Annotated in this window: 13 protein-coding genes and 2 pseudogenes; 10 read left to right on the forward strand and 5 right to left on the reverse strand. The window is 66.4% G+C overall.

What is annotated here, in order from left to right; translation table 11 throughout:
• Window positions 1-11: 11 nt before the first annotated feature.
• The 7 genes and pseudogenes from kdpB (at window position 12) to B3098_RS08460 (ending at window position 8,790) form a co-directional block, all read left to right on the forward strand.
• On the forward strand, window positions 12-2,240 hold the full coding sequence (gene kdpB, locus B3098_RS08430) for a potassium-transporting ATPase subunit KdpB (protein ID WP_286894474.1): 2,229 nt from the start codon (window positions 12-14) through the stop codon (window positions 2,238-2,240).
• A 40-nt stretch (window positions 2,241-2,280) separates the two neighbouring features.
• Entirely contained in the window at window positions 2,281-2,889 is a 609-nt protein-coding gene (kdpC, locus tag B3098_RS08435; RefSeq protein ID WP_279974822.1) for a potassium-transporting ATPase subunit KdpC, read from the forward strand.
• A gap of 51 nt (window positions 2,890-2,940) precedes the next feature.
• On the forward strand, window positions 2,941-5,802 hold the full coding sequence (locus B3098_RS08440; RefSeq protein WP_286894475.1) for a sensor histidine kinase: 2,862 nt from the start codon (window positions 2,941-2,943) through the stop codon (window positions 5,800-5,802).
• 9 nt (window positions 5,803-5,811) lie between these two features.
• Window positions 5,812-6,504 (forward strand): two-component system response regulator KdpE, encoded by a 693-nt coding sequence (kdpE, locus tag B3098_RS08445; protein ID WP_279974824.1) that lies wholly within the window; start codon window positions 5,812-5,814, stop codon window positions 6,502-6,504.
• A 160-nt stretch (window positions 6,505-6,664) separates the two neighbouring features.
• Window positions 6,665-7,422: pseudogene (locus B3098_RS08450) on the forward strand (TorF family putative porin).
• 139 nt (window positions 7,423-7,561) lie between these two features.
• Entirely contained in the window at window positions 7,562-7,888 is a 327-nt protein-coding gene (locus tag B3098_RS08455) for a hypothetical protein (protein WP_279974826.1), read from the forward strand.
• Window positions 7,889-7,891: 3 nt separating this feature from the next.
• Window positions 7,892-8,790: pseudogene (locus B3098_RS08460) on the forward strand (dihydrodipicolinate synthase family protein).
• On the opposite strand, the gene B3098_RS08465 reads toward B3098_RS08460, so the two are convergent.
• The 3 genes from B3098_RS08465 to icd form a co-directional block, all read right to left on the reverse strand.
• Window positions 8,753-10,309: a methyl-accepting chemotaxis protein gene (locus B3098_RS08465; protein WP_286894477.1), complete on the reverse strand. Its 1,557-nt coding sequence runs from the start codon at window positions 10,307-10,309 to the stop codon at window positions 8,753-8,755. The pseudogene B3098_RS08460 and the gene B3098_RS08465 sit on opposite strands and share 38 nt — an antisense overlap.
• A 212-nt stretch (window positions 10,310-10,521) precedes the next feature.
• Window positions 10,522-11,793 (reverse strand): O-antigen ligase family protein, encoded by a 1,272-nt coding sequence (locus tag B3098_RS08470; protein WP_286894478.1) that lies wholly within the window; start codon window positions 11,791-11,793, stop codon window positions 10,522-10,524.
• A gap of 155 nt (window positions 11,794-11,948) precedes the next feature.
• Window positions 11,949-13,205, reverse strand: a complete 1,257-nt coding sequence (icd, locus tag B3098_RS08475; protein ID WP_056568692.1) for an NADP-dependent isocitrate dehydrogenase — start codon at window positions 13,203-13,205, stop codon at window positions 11,949-11,951.
• A gap of 205 nt (window positions 13,206-13,410) precedes the next feature.
• On the opposite strand from icd, the gene B3098_RS08480 reads away from it, so the two are divergent.
• Complete coding sequence (locus B3098_RS08480) at window positions 13,411-13,836, forward strand: DUF1841 family protein (protein WP_056321316.1); 426 nt, start codon at window positions 13,411-13,413, stop codon at window positions 13,834-13,836.
• Between the two features lie 64 nt (window positions 13,837-13,900).
• Here B3098_RS08480 and B3098_RS08485 read toward each other — a convergent pair whose 3' ends face one another.
• Window positions 13,901-14,263, reverse strand: coding sequence for a c-type cytochrome (locus tag B3098_RS08485; RefSeq protein ID WP_279974830.1), 363 nt, complete (start codon window positions 14,261-14,263; stop codon window positions 13,901-13,903).
• Window positions 14,264-14,275: 12 nt separating this feature from the next.
• A complete protein-coding gene (locus tag B3098_RS08490; protein ID WP_056568700.1) occupies window positions 14,276-14,629 on the reverse strand; it encodes a c-type cytochrome in 354 nt (117 codons plus the stop codon).
• 175 nt (window positions 14,630-14,804) lie between these two features.
• Between B3098_RS08490 and B3098_RS08495 the strand changes: the two genes are divergently transcribed.
• Both B3098_RS08495 and B3098_RS08500 read left to right on the forward strand, forming a co-directional pair.
• Window positions 14,805-15,686, forward strand: coding sequence for an AAA family ATPase (locus B3098_RS08495; protein ID WP_175123151.1), 882 nt, complete (start codon window positions 14,805-14,807; stop codon window positions 15,684-15,686).
• Window positions 15,687-15,711: 25 nt separating this feature from the next.
• Window positions 15,712-16,884, forward strand: a complete 1,173-nt coding sequence (locus B3098_RS08500) for a vWA domain-containing protein (RefSeq protein WP_286894483.1) — start codon at window positions 15,712-15,714, stop codon at window positions 16,882-16,884.
• Window positions 16,885-16,907 lie beyond the last annotated feature (23 nt).

Here is a 16,907-nt window from a genome sequence, read left to right on the forward strand (position 1 = left end):
TAGGAAAGAACATGGCCAAGATTGAAATGGAAACAACCAGCTCGGGCGGCAGCGTGGCCCGGGCGCCCGCTGCGGGCGCGCAGCCTGTCACGGCCCGGCCTGACGCGGCCCGGCCTGACGCGGCGCGCTCCGGCGCAACCGGACCCGAGGCGGCGCCTGCATTCGGCCTGTGGTCCCGCGCGCTGGTCGGCCCCGCCATCGTCGACAGCCTGCGCAAGCTGTCGCCCGCCGCGCAGCTCAAGAACCCCGTGATGTTCGTGGTCTACGTGGGCAGCCTGCTCACCACTGTGCTGTGGATCATGGCCCTGCGCGGGCAGGCCGAAGCACCGCCGGGATTCATCCTGGGCATCACGGTGTGGCTATGGTTCACCGTGCTGTTCGCCAACTTCGCCGAGGCGCTGGCCGAAGGCCGCGGCAAGCAGCAGGCGGCCACGCTGCGCGGCCTGCGCACCACCATCGACGCGCGGCTGCTCAAGGGCTTTCGCGACGCCGATGCGGCAGATGCCGACCCCGCGCAATGGCGTGGCCAGGCGGTCAGCCAGCCCTCAGGCCTGCTGCGCCGCGGCGACGTCGTGCTGGTCGAAGCCGGCGACACGGTGCCCGGCGACGGCCAGGTCATCGCCGGCGTCGCCTCGGTCGACGAAAGCGCCATCACCGGCGAATCCGCGCCCGTCATCCGCGAGTCGGGCGGCGATTTCTCGTCCGTCACCGGCGGCACGCGCGTGCTGTCGGACTGGATCTTCGTGCGCATCGCCGCCGACCCCGGCGAGAGCTTCCTGGATCGGATGATCTCGATGGTCGAAGGCGCCAAGCGCCAGAAGACGCCCAACGAGCTGGCGCTGACCATTCTGCTGGTGGGTCTGACCGTGGTCTTCCTGCTGGTCGTCGTCACGCTGATGCCTTTCTCGCTGTATGCCGTCTCGGCAGCCGGCGGCGGCGCGGCGGTCACGGTGACCGTGCTGGTCGCGCTGCTGGTCTGCCTGATCCCCACCACCATCGGCGGCCTCCTGTCCGCCATCGGCGTGGCCGGCATGAGCCGCATGATGAGCGCCAACGTGATCGCCACCTCGGGCCGCGCCGTCGAAGCGGCCGGCGACGTCGACGTGCTGCTGCTGGACAAGACCGGCACCATCACCTTCGGCAACCGCCAGGCCTCCACCTTCCTGCCCGCGCCCGGCGTGTCCGCGCGCGAACTGGCGGACGCCGCGCGCCTCGCGTCGCTGGCCGACGAGACGCCGGAAGGCCGCAGCATCGTGGCGATGGCGGACAAGGCCATCCATGCGCCGGCCCCGCGCATGACCGGCGTTGAGTTCGTGCCGTTCACCGCGCAGTCCCGCATGAGCGGCGTCGACCTGGGCGAACGCAAGATCCGCAAGGGCGCGGTCGACGCGATCCAGGCCTGGCTGGCCGCGCAGGGCGCCACCGTGCCGGCCGAGGCCCTGCGCCTGGCCGAAGACGTGGCGCGCCGCGGCAGCACGCCGCTGATGGTCAGCGACGGCAACCGCGCGCTGGGCGTCGTCGAGCTCAAGGACATCGTCAAGCCCGGCATCCAGTCGCGCTTTGCCGAGCTGCGCCGCATGGGCATCAAGACGGTGATGATCACCGGCGACAACAAGCTGACCGCCGCCTCCATCGCGGCCGAAGCGGGCGTCGATGACTTCCTGGCCGAAGCCACGCCCGAGGCCAAGCTCAAGCTCATCCGCAACTACCAGTCGGAAGGCCGTCTGGTCGCAATGACCGGCGACGGCACCAACGACGCACCCGCGCTGGCGCAGGCCGACGTGGCGGTGGCGATGAACTCCGGCACGCAGGCCGCCAAGGAAGCCGGCAACATGGTGGACCTGGATTCCAACCCGACCAAGCTCATCGAGATCGTCGAGATCGGCAAGCAGATGCTGATGACCCGCGGCGCGCTGACCACGTTCAGCGTGGCCAACGACGTCGCCAAATACTTCGCCATCATCCCCGCCGCCTTCGCCACGGTGTATCCGCAACTCGACGTGCTGAACATCATGGGGCTGGCCACGCCGTCCTCGGCCATCCTGTCGGCCGTGATCTTCAACGCGTTGATCATCGTGGTGCTGATCCCGCTGGCCCTGAAGGGCGTGCGGTACCGCCCGCTGGGTGCCTCGGTGCTCCTGCGCCGCAACCTGCTCATCTACGGCCTGGGCGGCCTCCTGGTGCCGTTTGCCGGCATCAAGCTGGTCGACATGGTGCTGGCCGCGTTGGGCTGGGTGTGATGCCCGCCCGCGATCAAGCCCCTACGCAAAGGAAATCCTCATGAACTCAGCAACCTCCACGCCGCGCCAAGGCGGCATCCTGCGCCCCGCGCTGACCCTCTTCGCCGCGCTGTCGCTCATTACCGGCCTGGCGTATCCCTTCCTGACCACCGGCATCGCGTCCGCCGTGTTTCCCCACCAGGCCGCAGGTTCGCTGATCGAGCAGGACGGCAAGGTGATCGGTTCGGAATGGATCGGCCAATCGTTCACCTCGCCGCAATACTTCTGGGGCCGCCCGTCGGCCACCGCGCCCATGCCGTACAACGCGGCGGCTTCCGGCGGCTCGAATCTCGGCCCGCGCAACCCCGCGCTGGCCGAGGCTATCGAAGCGCGCATCGCGGCCCTGAAAGCGGCCGACCCGGACAATGCCGCGCCCGTTCCGGTCGACCTGATCACCGCATCGGGCAGCGGGCTGGATCCGCACATCAGTCCGGCGGCCGCGGCGTACCAGGCCGACCGCGTGGCGCGCGCCCGCAACCTGCCGCGTGGCGAGGTCGATGCGCTGATCCGGGCGCACACCGCCGCCCCGTCGCTGGGCGTGCTGGGCGACCCCGCCGTCAACGTGCTGACGCTGAACCTGGCGCTGGACAAGCTGCGCGTGGCGCCCTGATGCGGCGGCGTATAGTATTGCCAGCCGTTTCCTCCCCTCCCTTGCGCGTTCATGGCTGACATCGCTGGCGAGCGTCCCGATCCGGACGCGCTATTGAAGACCCTGGACGCCGCCGAGCGCCAGGCGGTGCGCGGCAAGCTGCGCGTGTACTTCGGGTCGTCGGCCGGCGTGGGCAAAACCTACGCCATGCTGGCCGCGGCGCGCGCGCAGGCGGCGCAGGGCACGGACGTGCTCGCCGGCATCGTCGAAACCCATGGCCGCCGCGAGACCGCCACGCTGCTCGACGGCCTGCCGGTCCTGCCGCTCAACGACGTGGCCTACCGCGGTCACACCCTCAAAGAGTTCGACCTGGACGGCGCCCTGCTGCGCCGCCCCGCGCTCGTGCTGGTCGACGAGCTGGCCCATTCCAATGCCCCGGGTTCGCGTCACGCCAAACGCTGGCAGGACATCCAGGAACTGCTGGCGGCCGGCATCGACGTCTGGACGACACTGAACGTGCAGCATCTGGACAGCCTGAACGAGGCCGTCGGCAGCATCACCGGCGTGCGCGTCTGGGAAACGGTGCCCGACGACGTGTTCGACGCGGCCGACGAGGTCATGCTGGTCGACCTGTCGGCCGACGAACTGCTGCGCCGCCTGAAGGAAGGCAAGGTCTACCTGCCGGAACAGGCGCGCCACGCGGCCCGCAATTTCTTTCGCAAGGGCAATCTGATCGCGCTGCGCGAACTGGCGCTGCGCCGCACCGCCGAGCACGTGGACGACGACGTGCAGGCCTATCGCCGCGACCGCGCCATAGATTCGGTGTGGCGCACGCGCGAAGCCATCGTCGCCTGCGTCGGGTCCGATACAGACGCCGAATACGTGATCCGCAGCGCCCATCGCATGAGCCAGCAGCTCGATTGCGATCTGCACGTCGTCACCATCGACACGCCGCGCGCCGCGCCGCCCGCGGCGGCCGACGTCGAGCGGCTGCAGCACAGCCTGGCGCTCGCCGACGCGCTGGGCGCGCGCACCGAGACGCTGGCGGGTGGCGACATGGTCGATGCCGTCGTCCGCTACGTCCGCCGCCACAACATCACCAAGGCGATCGTGGGCCGGACCCGCGCGGGCGGCTGGCAGCGGTTGCGGCTGTCGCTGACCGCGCTGCTTACCGCCGTCATGTCGCCGGGATGGCTGTGGCGGCGCCACAGCTTTGCCGACATGCTGGCCGCCGGCTGCCCGGAGATCGACATCATCCGGCTGGGCGCGCCGCCCCTGCCCGCGCAGGCGCCGCCCGGACGCGACCCGTTCACGCTGGGACGCCGCGCCCGCCCGTCCGATGACGAACGCGGGGCGCGGCCGCTTGCAGGTTATGCGTGGGCGCTGTGCTATTGCGCGGTGGCCACGGCGCTGTCGGCGCTTGCGTTCCCGACGCTGCACCAGACCAACATCGTCATGCTCTTTCTGCTGGCGGTGGCCGCAGTGGCGCTGCGCCACGGGCGCGGGCCCGCCGCGCTGGCGTCCGTCGTCAGCGTGGGACTGTTCGACTTTTTCTTCGTGCAGCCGCTGTCGTCGTTCGCCGTGTCTGACGTGCAGTATCTGCTGACCTTCGGCGTGCTGCTGGGCGTGGGGCTGCTGATCGGCCAACTTACCGCCGGCCTGCGGCTGCAGGCGCAGGCCTCGGTCAAGCGCGAAGCCGATGCGCGCAGCCTCTACGAGTTCGCGCGCGAACTGTCGTCCGCCCTGCTGCCCGGGCAGATCGTCGCGCTCGCCGGCTCGTTCGTGCATGCCACGTTCGGCGCGCGCTGCTCGCTTTACATCCTGGGCCTGGACGACCGCTTGAAACTCGCCTCGCCCGAAAGCGGCGACACGACCACTCCGGAATCGGCGTTGGCGCAGTGGGTGTACGACCACGGTCAGCCCGCGGGCGCGGGCACCGCCACCCTTTCGAACAGCGCGTTGCTGTACCTGCCGCTCAAGGCGCCCATGCGCACGCGCGGCGTGCTGGTGCTGGATGCCCCCCGCCGCAGCCTCTACGCGAATCCCGACACACGCCGCCAGGTCGAGGCCTACGCCACGCTCATCGCCATTGCGCTGGAACGCCTGCATTACGTGGAAGTCGCGCAGCAGGCCGTGGTCAGCATGGAATCCGAAAAACTGCGCAACTCGCTGCTTGCCGCGGTGTCGCACGACCTGCGCACGCCGCTGACCAGCCTGGTCGGCATGACCGATACGCTGATGCGCCAGCACCACGCGCTGCCCGACGGCGTGCAGGACACCGTGCGCGCCATGCGCGATCAAGCGCAGCGCATGCACGCGCTGGTCGTCAACCTGCTGGACATGGCGCGGCTGCAAAGCCGTGACGCGCCGCTGCGTATGGAGTGGCAATCCATCGAGGAGCTGGTCGGCGCCGCGCTGGCGGCCATGCGCGAACCGCTGGCGGGCCGCAAGGTCGACGTTTCGCCCCTGTCGGCGCTGCCGCTGGTGGAGTGCGACGGCGTGCTGATCGAACGCGTGCTGTGCAACCTGCTGGAAAATGCGGCCAAGTACACGCCGGCCGGCAGCACGTTGCGCATCCATGCCTACGTGCATGAAGACGGGATACGCAAGGCCGGGATGCACGAGGCCGAAGTGCACACGGCAGAAACGCAAATGACTGTGCCGCACCATGCCGAAATGCGCGTGGCCATCACCGACAACGGTCCGGGCGTCGCGCCGGGCGCCGAGCGCCGCATCTTCGAAAAATTCACGCGGGGCGAACGCGAGTCCGCCACGCCCGGCGTCGGCCTGGGCCTGGCCGTGTGCGAAGCCATCGTCGCCGCCCATCACGGCCGCATCTGGGTCGAACACGCGCCGGGCCAGGCCAGCGGCGCGCAGTTCGTCTTCAGCCTGCCGCTGGGCGCCCCGCCCCCGATCCAACCCGAAACCGCCTGAGTCCGCGCCATGTTCGATTTTCAGCCCATAGTCCTCATCATCGAAGACGACGCCAACATCCGGCGGTTCGTCCGCCAGGCGCTGGAAAGCGAAGGCTGCGTGGTGCACGAGGCCGACACGGTCAAACGCGGCCTGATCGAGGCCGGCACCCGCCAGCCGGACGCGATCGTGCTCGACCTTGGCCTGCCCGACGACGACGGCATGACCCTGATCCGCGAGCTGCGCAGCTGGACCGAGGTGCCGGTACTGGTGCTGTCCGCACGCAGCGCCGAGGCCGACAAGGTGGCGGCGCTGGACGCGGGTGCCGACGATTATCTGGCCAAGCCTTTCGGCGTGAGCGAACTGCTGGCGCGCCTGCGCGTGTTGCTGCGCCGGCATGGCCGAGGCGGTGCGGGCAACGCCGCCGAGATCGCTTTTGGCGACGTGCGCGTGGACTTCTCGCGGCGCGTGGTCGAACGCGCTGGCCAGCACGTGCACCTGACCGCCATGGAGTACCGCCTGCTCGCCGCGCTGCTGGCTCATCGCGGCAAGGTCATGACGCACCGCGAGCTGTTGCGGCAGGTGTGGGGGCCGTCCCATGTCGAAAGCAATCACTACCTGCGGATCTACATGGGTCATCTGCGCCAGAAGCTCGAAGCCGACCCGGCGCAACCGGTGTTCCTGCTGACGGAGATCGGCGTGGGCTATCGCTTCGCGGGCTGAGCAGACGCGTTCAACGCCGGCTTCGATAGACGCCATTTCAAAACCCGCCTTTCAAAACCCGCTTTTTGATGCGCCCTTTACGCGCAGGCCGCGAGTCTTGTCTCGCGCTTTACGCCGATCCTCCTATTGTTGCGGTCCGCTCAACACCAGGAGGCTTCACATGCCCCGCACCACCGTCGCCACGCTGGCGCTGCTTTCCCTAATCCCCACGGCACAGGCCGCCGACGCCCCCAGCGCCGCCGACGCCGCATCGCCGTACTCGCTGACGGCCAACGTCACGCTCGCCAGCCAGTACCGCTATCGCGGCCTCATGCAGACCAACAACCAGCCCGCCGTCCAGGGCGGCTTCGACCTCACGCACGCCAGCGGCTTCTACCTGGGCAACTGGAACTCCAGCATCAGCTGGCTGAACGACAGCAACAGCGACGTGTCCGCGCCCGTCGAGATGGACTTCTACGGCGGCTACAAGGGCAACCTCTCGGACAACGTGCCCGTCGACCTGGGCGTGCTGCAGTACTACTACCCAGGCGACTATCCGTCCGGCTACACCCCGACACCACCGAACTCTACGCCGGCATCGGGTACGGCCCGGTGATGTTCAAGTACTCCCTTGCGCTGACCAACCTGTTCGGCTTTGCCGACAGCAGGTACAGCCAATACTTCGACCTGTCCGGCAACTTCGATACCGGCGTCTGGGGGCTCGTCGTCAACGTTCATGCGGGCCGCCAGATCGTGCGCAATGTGGATAACGGCTCCTACACCGACTGGAAGCTGGGCGTGACCAAGGACTTCGGGCAGGTGCTGTCGGTCTCGCTGGCCTATCTGGACACCAACGCCGACCGCGCCGTCTACACCAACACGCGCGGCCGTGACATGGGCCGCGCCACGGGCCTCCTGTCGGTGACCAAGACGTTCTGAAACGCCGCGGCCGTTGACGCCGTTTTTATACGGCGCCCCCGCATTTATCGGCAGGATTTACGGCGGCATTCCTATAGTGGAATCGTCGTCAACCACCGGATTCGCGGGTCGCCGTCTTCGGCCCCGCCCCCTCACCGCCATGATTCCCCGATCGCACCGTCGCCCGGCCCCCCTCGACGCCGCCCTAGCTGCCCAGCCCGCGCCGCAGCCGCAATGCAGCCTGATCGCGCTGACCGTGCGCATCGATACGCTGGACGCCTTGAACGTGCGGCTGGCCTTGCACCGCGCACTGGGCGATCGCATCGGGGTCTACCTGCTGTCGGTCGACCATGCGCACGCCCAAAGCACGCTCGAACTGCAATGCGAACGCGGCGAACTGGACGCCATGATGGCCGCGATCATGCGCGGCCTGCCCTGCGCTGAATTCGGACCGGCGCGCCCGGCCGCCGCCATTACGGAGCGATGAGCCATGGACACCCTTGCCAAACCCGCATTCGAAGGCCTGTGGCTGCCGATGGTGACGCCCCTGCGCGGGGTCATGTGGACCTGGACGCCGCGCAGGCGTTGGCCCGCTACTACCGCAACGCCGGCATCGCCGGCCTGGTCCTCTTTGGCTCCACCGGCGAGGGCAACCTGCTCAGCATGCCCGAGAAGACCGACATGATCGAAGCCATCGCCAGCGACGCGCATGCGCTGCCGCTGGTGCTGGGCGTGGGCGGCGTCGACACAGGGGGCGTGGCCGCCGCGGTGCGCCGGCTGGACCGCTACGCGCCCGCCGGCTACCTGGTTCCCCCGCCGTACTATCTGGGGCCGTCGCAGGCCGGCATCCTGTGGCATTACCGGCAGATCGCATGGGCCACCGAACGCCCCATCATCCTGTACAACATCCCCAAACGCGCGGGCGTCGCCATGACGGTCGAAACCATGGAAGCGCTGGCCGTGCTGCCCAATTTCGGGGCGGTGAAGGAATGCAATCCCGCCGTGCTCGGCGCCTTGAATGTGCGTGGCAGGCTCAATGCGCTCTGTGGCGAGGACCTGGCCTTGCTGGATCACTTCCTGGCGGGCGGGCGCGGCGCCATTCCGGCGGCCGCGCACCTCTTTCCGGAACGCTTCGTCGAGATGATGCAGCTTGTGCAAGCCGGCCAGGTTGAGGCCGCGCGCGACTGCTTCGACCCGTTGCGCCCCCTGATCCGGTTGCTGTTCAGCGAGCCCAATCCCGCGCCGGTCAAGCGCGCGCTGGCCATGCAGGGCCTCATCGCCGACGAGTTGCGCATGCCGATGATGCCCGCCAGCCGCGACCTGGGCGCGAAGCTGAGGCGGGCCATGAGCCTTATCCCGGCATCGGCTGAGCGGCTGCAGACAGCCTGAAGATCGACACGGCGCGGGCCAGATCGCCCGCCTGACCGTGCAGCGCCGCGGCAGACGCCGCAAACTCCTCAACCAGCGCAGCGTTCTGCTGGGTCGCTTCGTCCAGATGCGTCACGGTCTGGTTGATCTGCTCGATGCCCGCGCTCTGTTCGCCCGACGCCGTGGCGATCTCGCTCATCAGCGGCGCGCTGGTGGCTGCCGATTCCAGCACGCGTCCCATCGTGGCGCTCGCCTGTTCCACCCGCTGGCTGCCGCGCGCCACCGAGTCGGCCGACGCTTCGATCAGCGACTTGATCTCCTTGGCGGCGGTGGCGGACCGCTGCGCCAGCGCCCGCACTTCGCCGGCCACCACCGCAAAACCGCGCCCCTGTTCGCCTGCCCGGGCGGCTTCGACGGCGGCGTTCAGTGCCAGGATGTTGGTCTGGAACGCGATCACGTCGATCAGGCCGATGATCTCGTCGATGCGCTGCGAACTTTGCGAGATCTCGCGCATCGCGTCGATCGCATGCTGCGTCTCGTCGCTGCCCTGCCGCGCCAGCCGCGCGGCCTCGCCGGCCAGCGCGCTGACTTCACGCACGTGCTCGGCGCTTTGGCGTGCAGTGGCGGTGATTTCCTCAACGCTGGCCGCAGTCTGTTCCAAGGCGGCGGCCTGCTTTTCGGTGCGGTCGGACAGGTCGACACTGCCCGCGGCAATCTGGCGCGATGCGGCCGCAATGGACGCCGTGGAATGCACGATGCTGCGCACCGCCGCGTCCAGCCGCTGTTGCATTCGCGCCATTGCGTCGAACAGGCGGCCGATCTCGCCCCGGTGATGACGCGAGATGCCGCTGGACAGGTCGCCATCGGCCACGCGCTCGCACACGGCCACTGCCTCGTTCAACGGCCGCAGGATGTGTGTGCTGAAAAAGCGCAGCGCCGCCGTCAGCACCAGCGCAAGCAGCACCAGCGTCACGCTGCCCTGCCGCCACAGCGTGCCGTAGAACGCTGCATCGACGTCGTCCACGTACAGGCCCGTGAACATCAGCCAGCCCCATTCCGCGTCATAGGCCGCGTAGGTCAGCTTGGGCAACGGGTCCTCGGAACCGGGGCGCGGAAACAGGTAGCGCACATAGCCACCGCCCGCCTTTCCCTGCGCGTAAAGGTTTTCAAACAGCGGCTGCCCCTGGCTGTCGCGCGTGGCGCGCACGTTGGTGCCCACCAGCTTCGCGTCGGGATGCACCAGCAGATCGTAGTCGTCGCCAAACGCGCCCACATAACCGTCCCCGCCGTACCGCAATTGCGACAGTTGGCGGGCCACGTCGCGCTTGGCCTCGGCCAGCGGCACACCTTCCTGCACGCGCTGCTTGCCGCCGCGGACGATGCCCGCGGCCATATCCAGGACATGGCGAAGCTCCGTCTTGCGGTCGTCCACCATCTCGGCACGGCGCTGCCAGGCGTCCCACACGCCCAGCGCCAGGACGGCGGCGCCAATGGCAAACACGAACCACAACAGTTCCCTACGCAAGCTGGAAGTACTCATCGACTCTCTTTGACACGCCACCAATTAGAAACAATATCTAGCTGGATGTGACGTTTTATGTAATTTGGCCGTCGAGCATACCCTTTCAAACTTCGTTTGAATTCGATTTGACTAGTCACTTTGATCTAGCTCAAGTCCGATAAAAAAAACGCAAGGCGCGTCGCGCCTTGCGTTTCTTATGGAAGCCGGTTGCGGGACTGGCCCGCGCGAATTCAAGCGACGGACTGGGACGCCGGGGGGACCCTGCGCACCGGACGCGCCGTCGTCAGCGCAATCAGCGTCACCGTGATCAGCGCGTAAGTGGGCACGCTGCGCATGTTGCGGAACATCATCTCGGTCAGGCTGAAGGCGCAATAGCTCAGGCAGAACAGGAGGCCCATCTGGGCGCCCACGCGGATCACGCGGTCATCACTGGCCAAACGCCGGAAGAAAATGGCTGCCGGCAGCAGATACAGCGTCAGCATGCTCAGCAGGCCAAGCACGCCGTACCCCGCCAGCGCCGCCAGCAGGTCGTTGTGCGGCTCGCCGAAACCGTCGACGACTTCCTGCGTCACGATGCCCTGCCCTTGCAGCACGCGCAGCTCGTCGCGGAACTTGCTGGGACCAATGCCCACGACCGGGCTTTTTTCAAACATCAGGATTGCGGCATGCCACAGCTGCAACCGGATGCCGAAGGACGTGTCACGGTTGGCCGAGGTGGCGAACCCTTGCACGTCGTGGGTGATCTCCTGCATGCGGCTGCTGAACGTCCAGATGGCCGCCGCGCTGACGACCAGCGCCACGCTCACGGCCAGTGCACAGTACACCTTGTGGCGCCGCCGCCAGTTGCGCAGGCCCAGCAGGAAGACGAGTCCCAGAATGGGCAGCAGCATCCAGCTGCTGCGGGTTTCGGACATCCAGGTCGCGCACACGGCCAGCGCCGCGGCCAGGACCTTCAGGCCGGTCTCCAGTCGCGGCCAGCGCGATCCGGGGCCCCAGCCGAGCGACAGCACGGTCATTCCCCCGAACAGCAGCACCATGTTCGCAAAGGCCACGGCGTTATAGCGTCCGCCAACCTCGACCACCGCGCCGCGGCCGCCCGTAAGCATCATCGTGATCAGCAGGATGGAGCCGGCAAGCGCGCCGGCCAATACGGTCCATTCGATATGGCGCAGCAGCCGCTGCGGCGCGCGCAGCAGCAGCCACAACACGGGCAGGGCCAATGCAAAGCGCAGCAGCTTTTCGAGTTCGGAATTGCTCCACACGCTTTTCACGGAAGACGTGATCAGCATACAGACGAGCGGGGACAGCAACGCCAACGCCATGGGCCAAAGCGCCTGGAAATCCATGGGCTCGTAGCGCTTCACCGCATTGACGGCAATGGCCGTCAGCGCGATCAATGCACTCAGGTACAGCACGGCGGGACCGCCAACGGGACTGGTCAGCGCCAGGGCGGGCATGAGCAACACCAGCCAGGCGACCAGATTTACATACATTCGGGGCACAACAATCAACCTGAAAAGAACAATGCACACGCAATACGCATGATGCGGGTGGTTAGACAAAACCCGCCCGCCATGACGGCGGGCGGGTTTTGCTCAAACTCGAGATGGGGCCCCAAGCGCACAGCGGCAGCCTGGCGAGGAGCCCCGGCCGAGGCTTACATGTTCTCGATCATCACCTGGCCAAAGCCCGAGCACGACACCTGCGTCGCCCCTTCCAGCAGACGGGCAAAGTCGTACGTGACCTTCTTGGACTGGATCGACTTTTCCATGCTGGAGATGATGAGATCCGCGGCTTCGGTCCAGCCCATGTGACGCAGCATCATTTCCGCCGACAGGATCTCGGAACCGGGATTCACGTAGTCCTTGCCCGCGTACTTGGGCGCCGTGCCGTGGGTGGCTTCAAACATGGCCACGGAGTCGGACATGTTGGCGCCCGGCGCGATGCCGATGCCGCCCACCTGCGCGGCCAGCGCGTCGGAGATGTAGTCGCCGTTCAGATTCAGCGTGGCGATGACGTCGTATTCGGCCGGCCGCAGCAGGATCTGCTGCAGGAACGCATCGGCGATCACATCCTTGACGATGATCTCGCGGCCGGTCTTGGGATTCTTGAACTTGCACCACGGGCCGCCGTCGATCAGCTGCGCGCCGAATTCCTTCTGCAGGAGCTCATAGCCCCAATCGCGGAAGCCGCCTTCGGTGAACTTCATGATGTTGCCCTTGTGCACCAGCGTCAGCGACGTGCGGTCGTTGTCGATGACGTACTGCGCGGCCTTGCGCACCAGGCGCTCGGTGCCTTCGCGCGACACCGGCTTGATGCCGATGGACGAGGTGTTCGGGAAACGGATCTTCTTGACGCCGAGCTTGGTCTGCAGGAACTGGATCAGCTCCTTGGCCTGCTCGCTTTCGGCCATGTATTCAATGCCGGCGTAGATGTCTTCCGAGTTCTCGCGGAAGATCACCATGTTGGTCTTTTCGGGTTCGCGCACCGGGGACGGCACGCCCTTGAAGTACGCCACGGGGCGCAGGCAGACGTACAGGTCAAGCTGCTGGCGCAGCGCCACGTTCAGCGACCGGATGCCGCCGCCGACCGGGGTGGTCAGCGGGCCCTTGATGGAAACCACGTAGTCTTTGACGACTTCCAGGGTTTCGTCGGGCAGCCACACGTCAGGACCGTAGACCTTGGTGGCCTTTTCGCCGGCATAGACTTCCATCCAATGGATCTTGCGCTTGCCGCCGTAGGCCTTCTGCACCGCCGCGTCGACGACCTTGATCATGACGGGGGTGATGTCGGCGCCCGTGCCGTCGCCTTCGATGAAGGGAATGATGGGCTGGTCAGGCACATTCAGCGAGAAATCGGCGTTGACCGCAATTTTCTGGCCGCCGGCGGGAACCTTGATATGTTGGTAGGACATGAATGCTCCATTTGCTCCGGGTGGTTTTTCTGCACGCGCCAGGATCGGACAGCGTCCGATTCCGCGGGTTATACCGCCTCCTGCGAACCGCACACCGGATGGCGGATAGCAACCCATTCTATATCGCAAAGCGCCGGGCGAAACCGGCGGGCCGCGCGGGGCGGTAAAATAAAGCGCCCACATCCTGCTTTTGGCCCCCTCCCGAATGTTCAATCCCTCCCGCGACCAAGTCCGCGAATTCTTTATTGAAACCTGGCGCAAACATCGCGCCAACGAGGTCCTGACCCCGCTGGAGGCTATTGCGCTGGATTGGATCATCGAGCATCCCGAATACCACGCGGACCTCGAAAGCCCGGACGCCATGACGGCGGAATACGCGGTGGAAAAAGGCCGCACGAATCCGTTCCTGCACCTGTCCATGCACCTGGCCATCGCGGAACAATTGTCAATCGACCATCCGCCGGGCATTCGCCAGGCCTACCAGCAGCTCACCGCACGTTCGGACGCGCATCACGCCGCGCACGAAATCATGGAATGCCTGGGCCAGGTGGTCTGGGAAGCGCAGCGCCTCGGCACGCCGCTGGACAGCGACACTTACATCGACCTGATCCGCCGCCGCGCCAGCCTCTGACCCAACGAAAAAAACCCTCGCTAGCGAGGGTTCTTCATTCACATCGGCCGAAAAGCGTTGCGTCCTAGCGGCGCACACCCAGATCGCTGGGCAGCGTGGCCAGCCACGCCGACACGTTGGAGATGTCCTGGTCGGACAGCTGCGTGGCGAAGGCGCCCATGATGGGGTTCTTGCGCACGTTGGCCGTGGCGGCGCTGCCGGAGGCGCCCCGCTTGTAGGCCTTCAGCGCATGCGCCAGGTAATCGGCGTGCTGCCCGGCCAGCGTCGGATAGGCCGGATCCACCGCCGTCTTGGCGTCGGCGCCGTGGCAAGAGGCGCAGTTGAATTTCTCGAAGACGGCCTTGCCGGCCGCCAGATCCTGCGCCTGGGCGGCAGAGCCCCAGATGGCCAGGGACGCGCCCGCAAGGGCAAGCATGGTGCGGTTCATGATTTTGCCCCCTTATTTGAGATTCGAGTAGTACGCGGCCAAGTCGGCAATGTCCTGATCGGACAGGCTGCCGGCAACGGCGTCCATCGTGGGATGGCTGCGCGCGCCTTTCTTGTACTCGTTGAGGGCGGTTTCGATGTACTTGGCATTTTGGCCAGCAATCATCGGAACGTGGTAAAGCTCGGGAAACGATGCCTTGTAGCCAGGGATGCCATGGCAACCGATGCACATCGAAACCTTGTCGCGGGCATTCTGGACATTACCGACCGGCGCTGCGTCTGCAGCAACAGCCTGGCCGGCGATCGCACAGGATGCCATCGTGGCCAACACGGAAACCGTGTACTTCAGAGAGGTTCGCAACTTCATTGGAATGACTCTTCTTGGTATGGCTAAGGACTAGGGCCTGCTCACACGAAAAGGCCCTCTGCAAACACGTTGCGGGTGGAACCCAAAGCAAAACCGCCTGATTGTACGATAATTGCTCAGGATTAATACCTTGCGTTAGTGTTGATCCCAATCAAACCACAGAAGCCATCAGACCATGTCCGCAGCCCAGACCGCCTCCTCCGCCAAGCCAGTCCGCTTCGATGGCACCGACAGCTACGTCGCCACCGATGACCTCAAGCTCGCCGTGAACGCCGCCCTCACCTTGCAGCGCCCGCTGCTCATCAAGGGCGAACCCGGCACCGGCAAGACAATGCTGGCCGAGGAAGTGGCCCGCGCGCTGGGCCGGCCGCTGCTGCAATGGCACATCAAGTCCACCACCAAGGCGCATCAGGGTCTGTACGAATACGACGCCGTGTCGCGCCTGCGCGATTCGCAGCTGGGTGACGAAAAAGTCCGCGACATCCGCAACTACATCGTGCAGGGCACGCTGTGGCAGGCGTTCCAGTCGCACGAACCGGTGGTGCTGCTGATCGACGAGATCGACAAGGCCGACATCGAGTTCCCCAATGATCTTCTGCGCGAGCTGGACCGCATGGAATTCCATGTGTACGAAACGCGCGAGACCATCGCCGCGCGCCACCGTCCGCTCGTCATCATCACGTCCAACAACGAAAAGGACCTGCCTGACGCATTCCTTCGCCGCTGCTTCTTTCACTACATCCGCTTCCCGGACCGCGAGACGATGCGCGACATCGTGGCCGTCCACTATCCCGACTTGAAGCAGGACGTGCTGCGCGCCGCGCTGGACACGTTCTTCTCGCTGCGCGATGCGCCCGGACTGAAGAAAAAGCCGTCCACGTCCGAACTCCTGGATTGGCTGCGCCTCTTGCTGGCCGAAGACGTCACGGCCGCGCAGATCGACGCCCACACGGCCACCGCCGTGCCGCTGATGGCCGGCGCGCTGCTCAAGAACGAGCAGGACGTGCATCTGCTCGAACGCCTGGCGGCCATGACGCGCGGCGGCCAACGCCGCTGATCCGGCATCCACGGGCGGCCCGCACATGCTGATCGACTTCTTCTATCACCTCCGGGCGCACAAGCTGCCCGTCTCGGTCAACGAATACCTGACGCTGCTGGACGCGCTGCGCCAGGACCTGATGTCGCCCACGCTGGACGAGTTCTACTTCCTGGCGCGCGCCACGCTGGTCAAGGACGAGTCCCTCTACGACCGCTACGACAAGGCCTTCGGCGCGTATTACCGCGGCATCGAAGCCGCGCTGCCCGCGGGCAAGGACATCCCGCTCGACTGGCTGATCAAGCAGTTCGAGAAAAGCCTGTCGCCCGAAGAAAAGGCCGCCATCGAAAAGCACGGCTGGGACAAGCTGATGGAGCTCTTCAAGGAGCGCCTGGACGAGCAGAAGGAACGCCACGCCGGCGGCAGCAAGTGGATCGGAACGGGCGGCACCTCGCCGTTCGGCAACGGCGGCTATCACCCCGAAGGCATCCGCGTGGGCGGCGCATCGGCCGGCAACCGCACGGCGGTCAAGGTCTGGGACATGCGCCAGTTCAAGGACTACGACGACCAGGTCGAACTGGGCACGCGCAATTTCAAGGTGGCGCTGCGCCGCCTGCGCCGCTTCGCGCGCCAAGGGGCCGAACTGGAACTGGACCTGGACGACACCATCGCCAGCACGGCGCGCAACGCGGGCCATCTGGACCTGCGCATGATCCCGGAGCGCCACAACACGGTGAAGGTGCTGATGCTGCTGGACGTGGGCGGCAGCATGGATGACCACATCGGCCGGGTCGAGGAACTGTTCTCGGCGGCACGCAGCGAGTTCCGCAACCTTGAGGTCTATTACTTCCACAACTGCCCGTACGAAAGCCTGTGGCAAAGCAACCGCCGCCGCCAGAACGAGCGCTTCGACACCTGGGACGTGCTGCGCAAGTACAACCCGGACTGGCGCCTGATCATCGTGGGCGACGCCACGATGAGCCCGTACGAAATTCTGCAGCCGGGGGGTTCGGTCGAGCACTACAACAAGGAACCGGGCGCCGAATGGATGCGCCGGCTGCTGGACGCGTGGCCCAAGTCGGTCTGGCTGAATCCCGAGCCCACGGCGTCCTGGCAGTACCGCCAATCCATTGCGCTGATGCGCGACATCATGCAGGACCGCATGTATCCCGTGACCGTTGCAGGCCTGGAGCAGGCGATGCGGGTGCTGTCGAAGTAGGAGTTGCGCCGTCGCGGCGGCGA

This window comes from Achromobacter sp. UBA2119, from assembly GCF_002331005.1.
Classification (GTDB): Bacteria; Pseudomonadota; Gammaproteobacteria; order Burkholderiales; family Burkholderiaceae_B; genus Achromobacter; species Achromobacter animicus.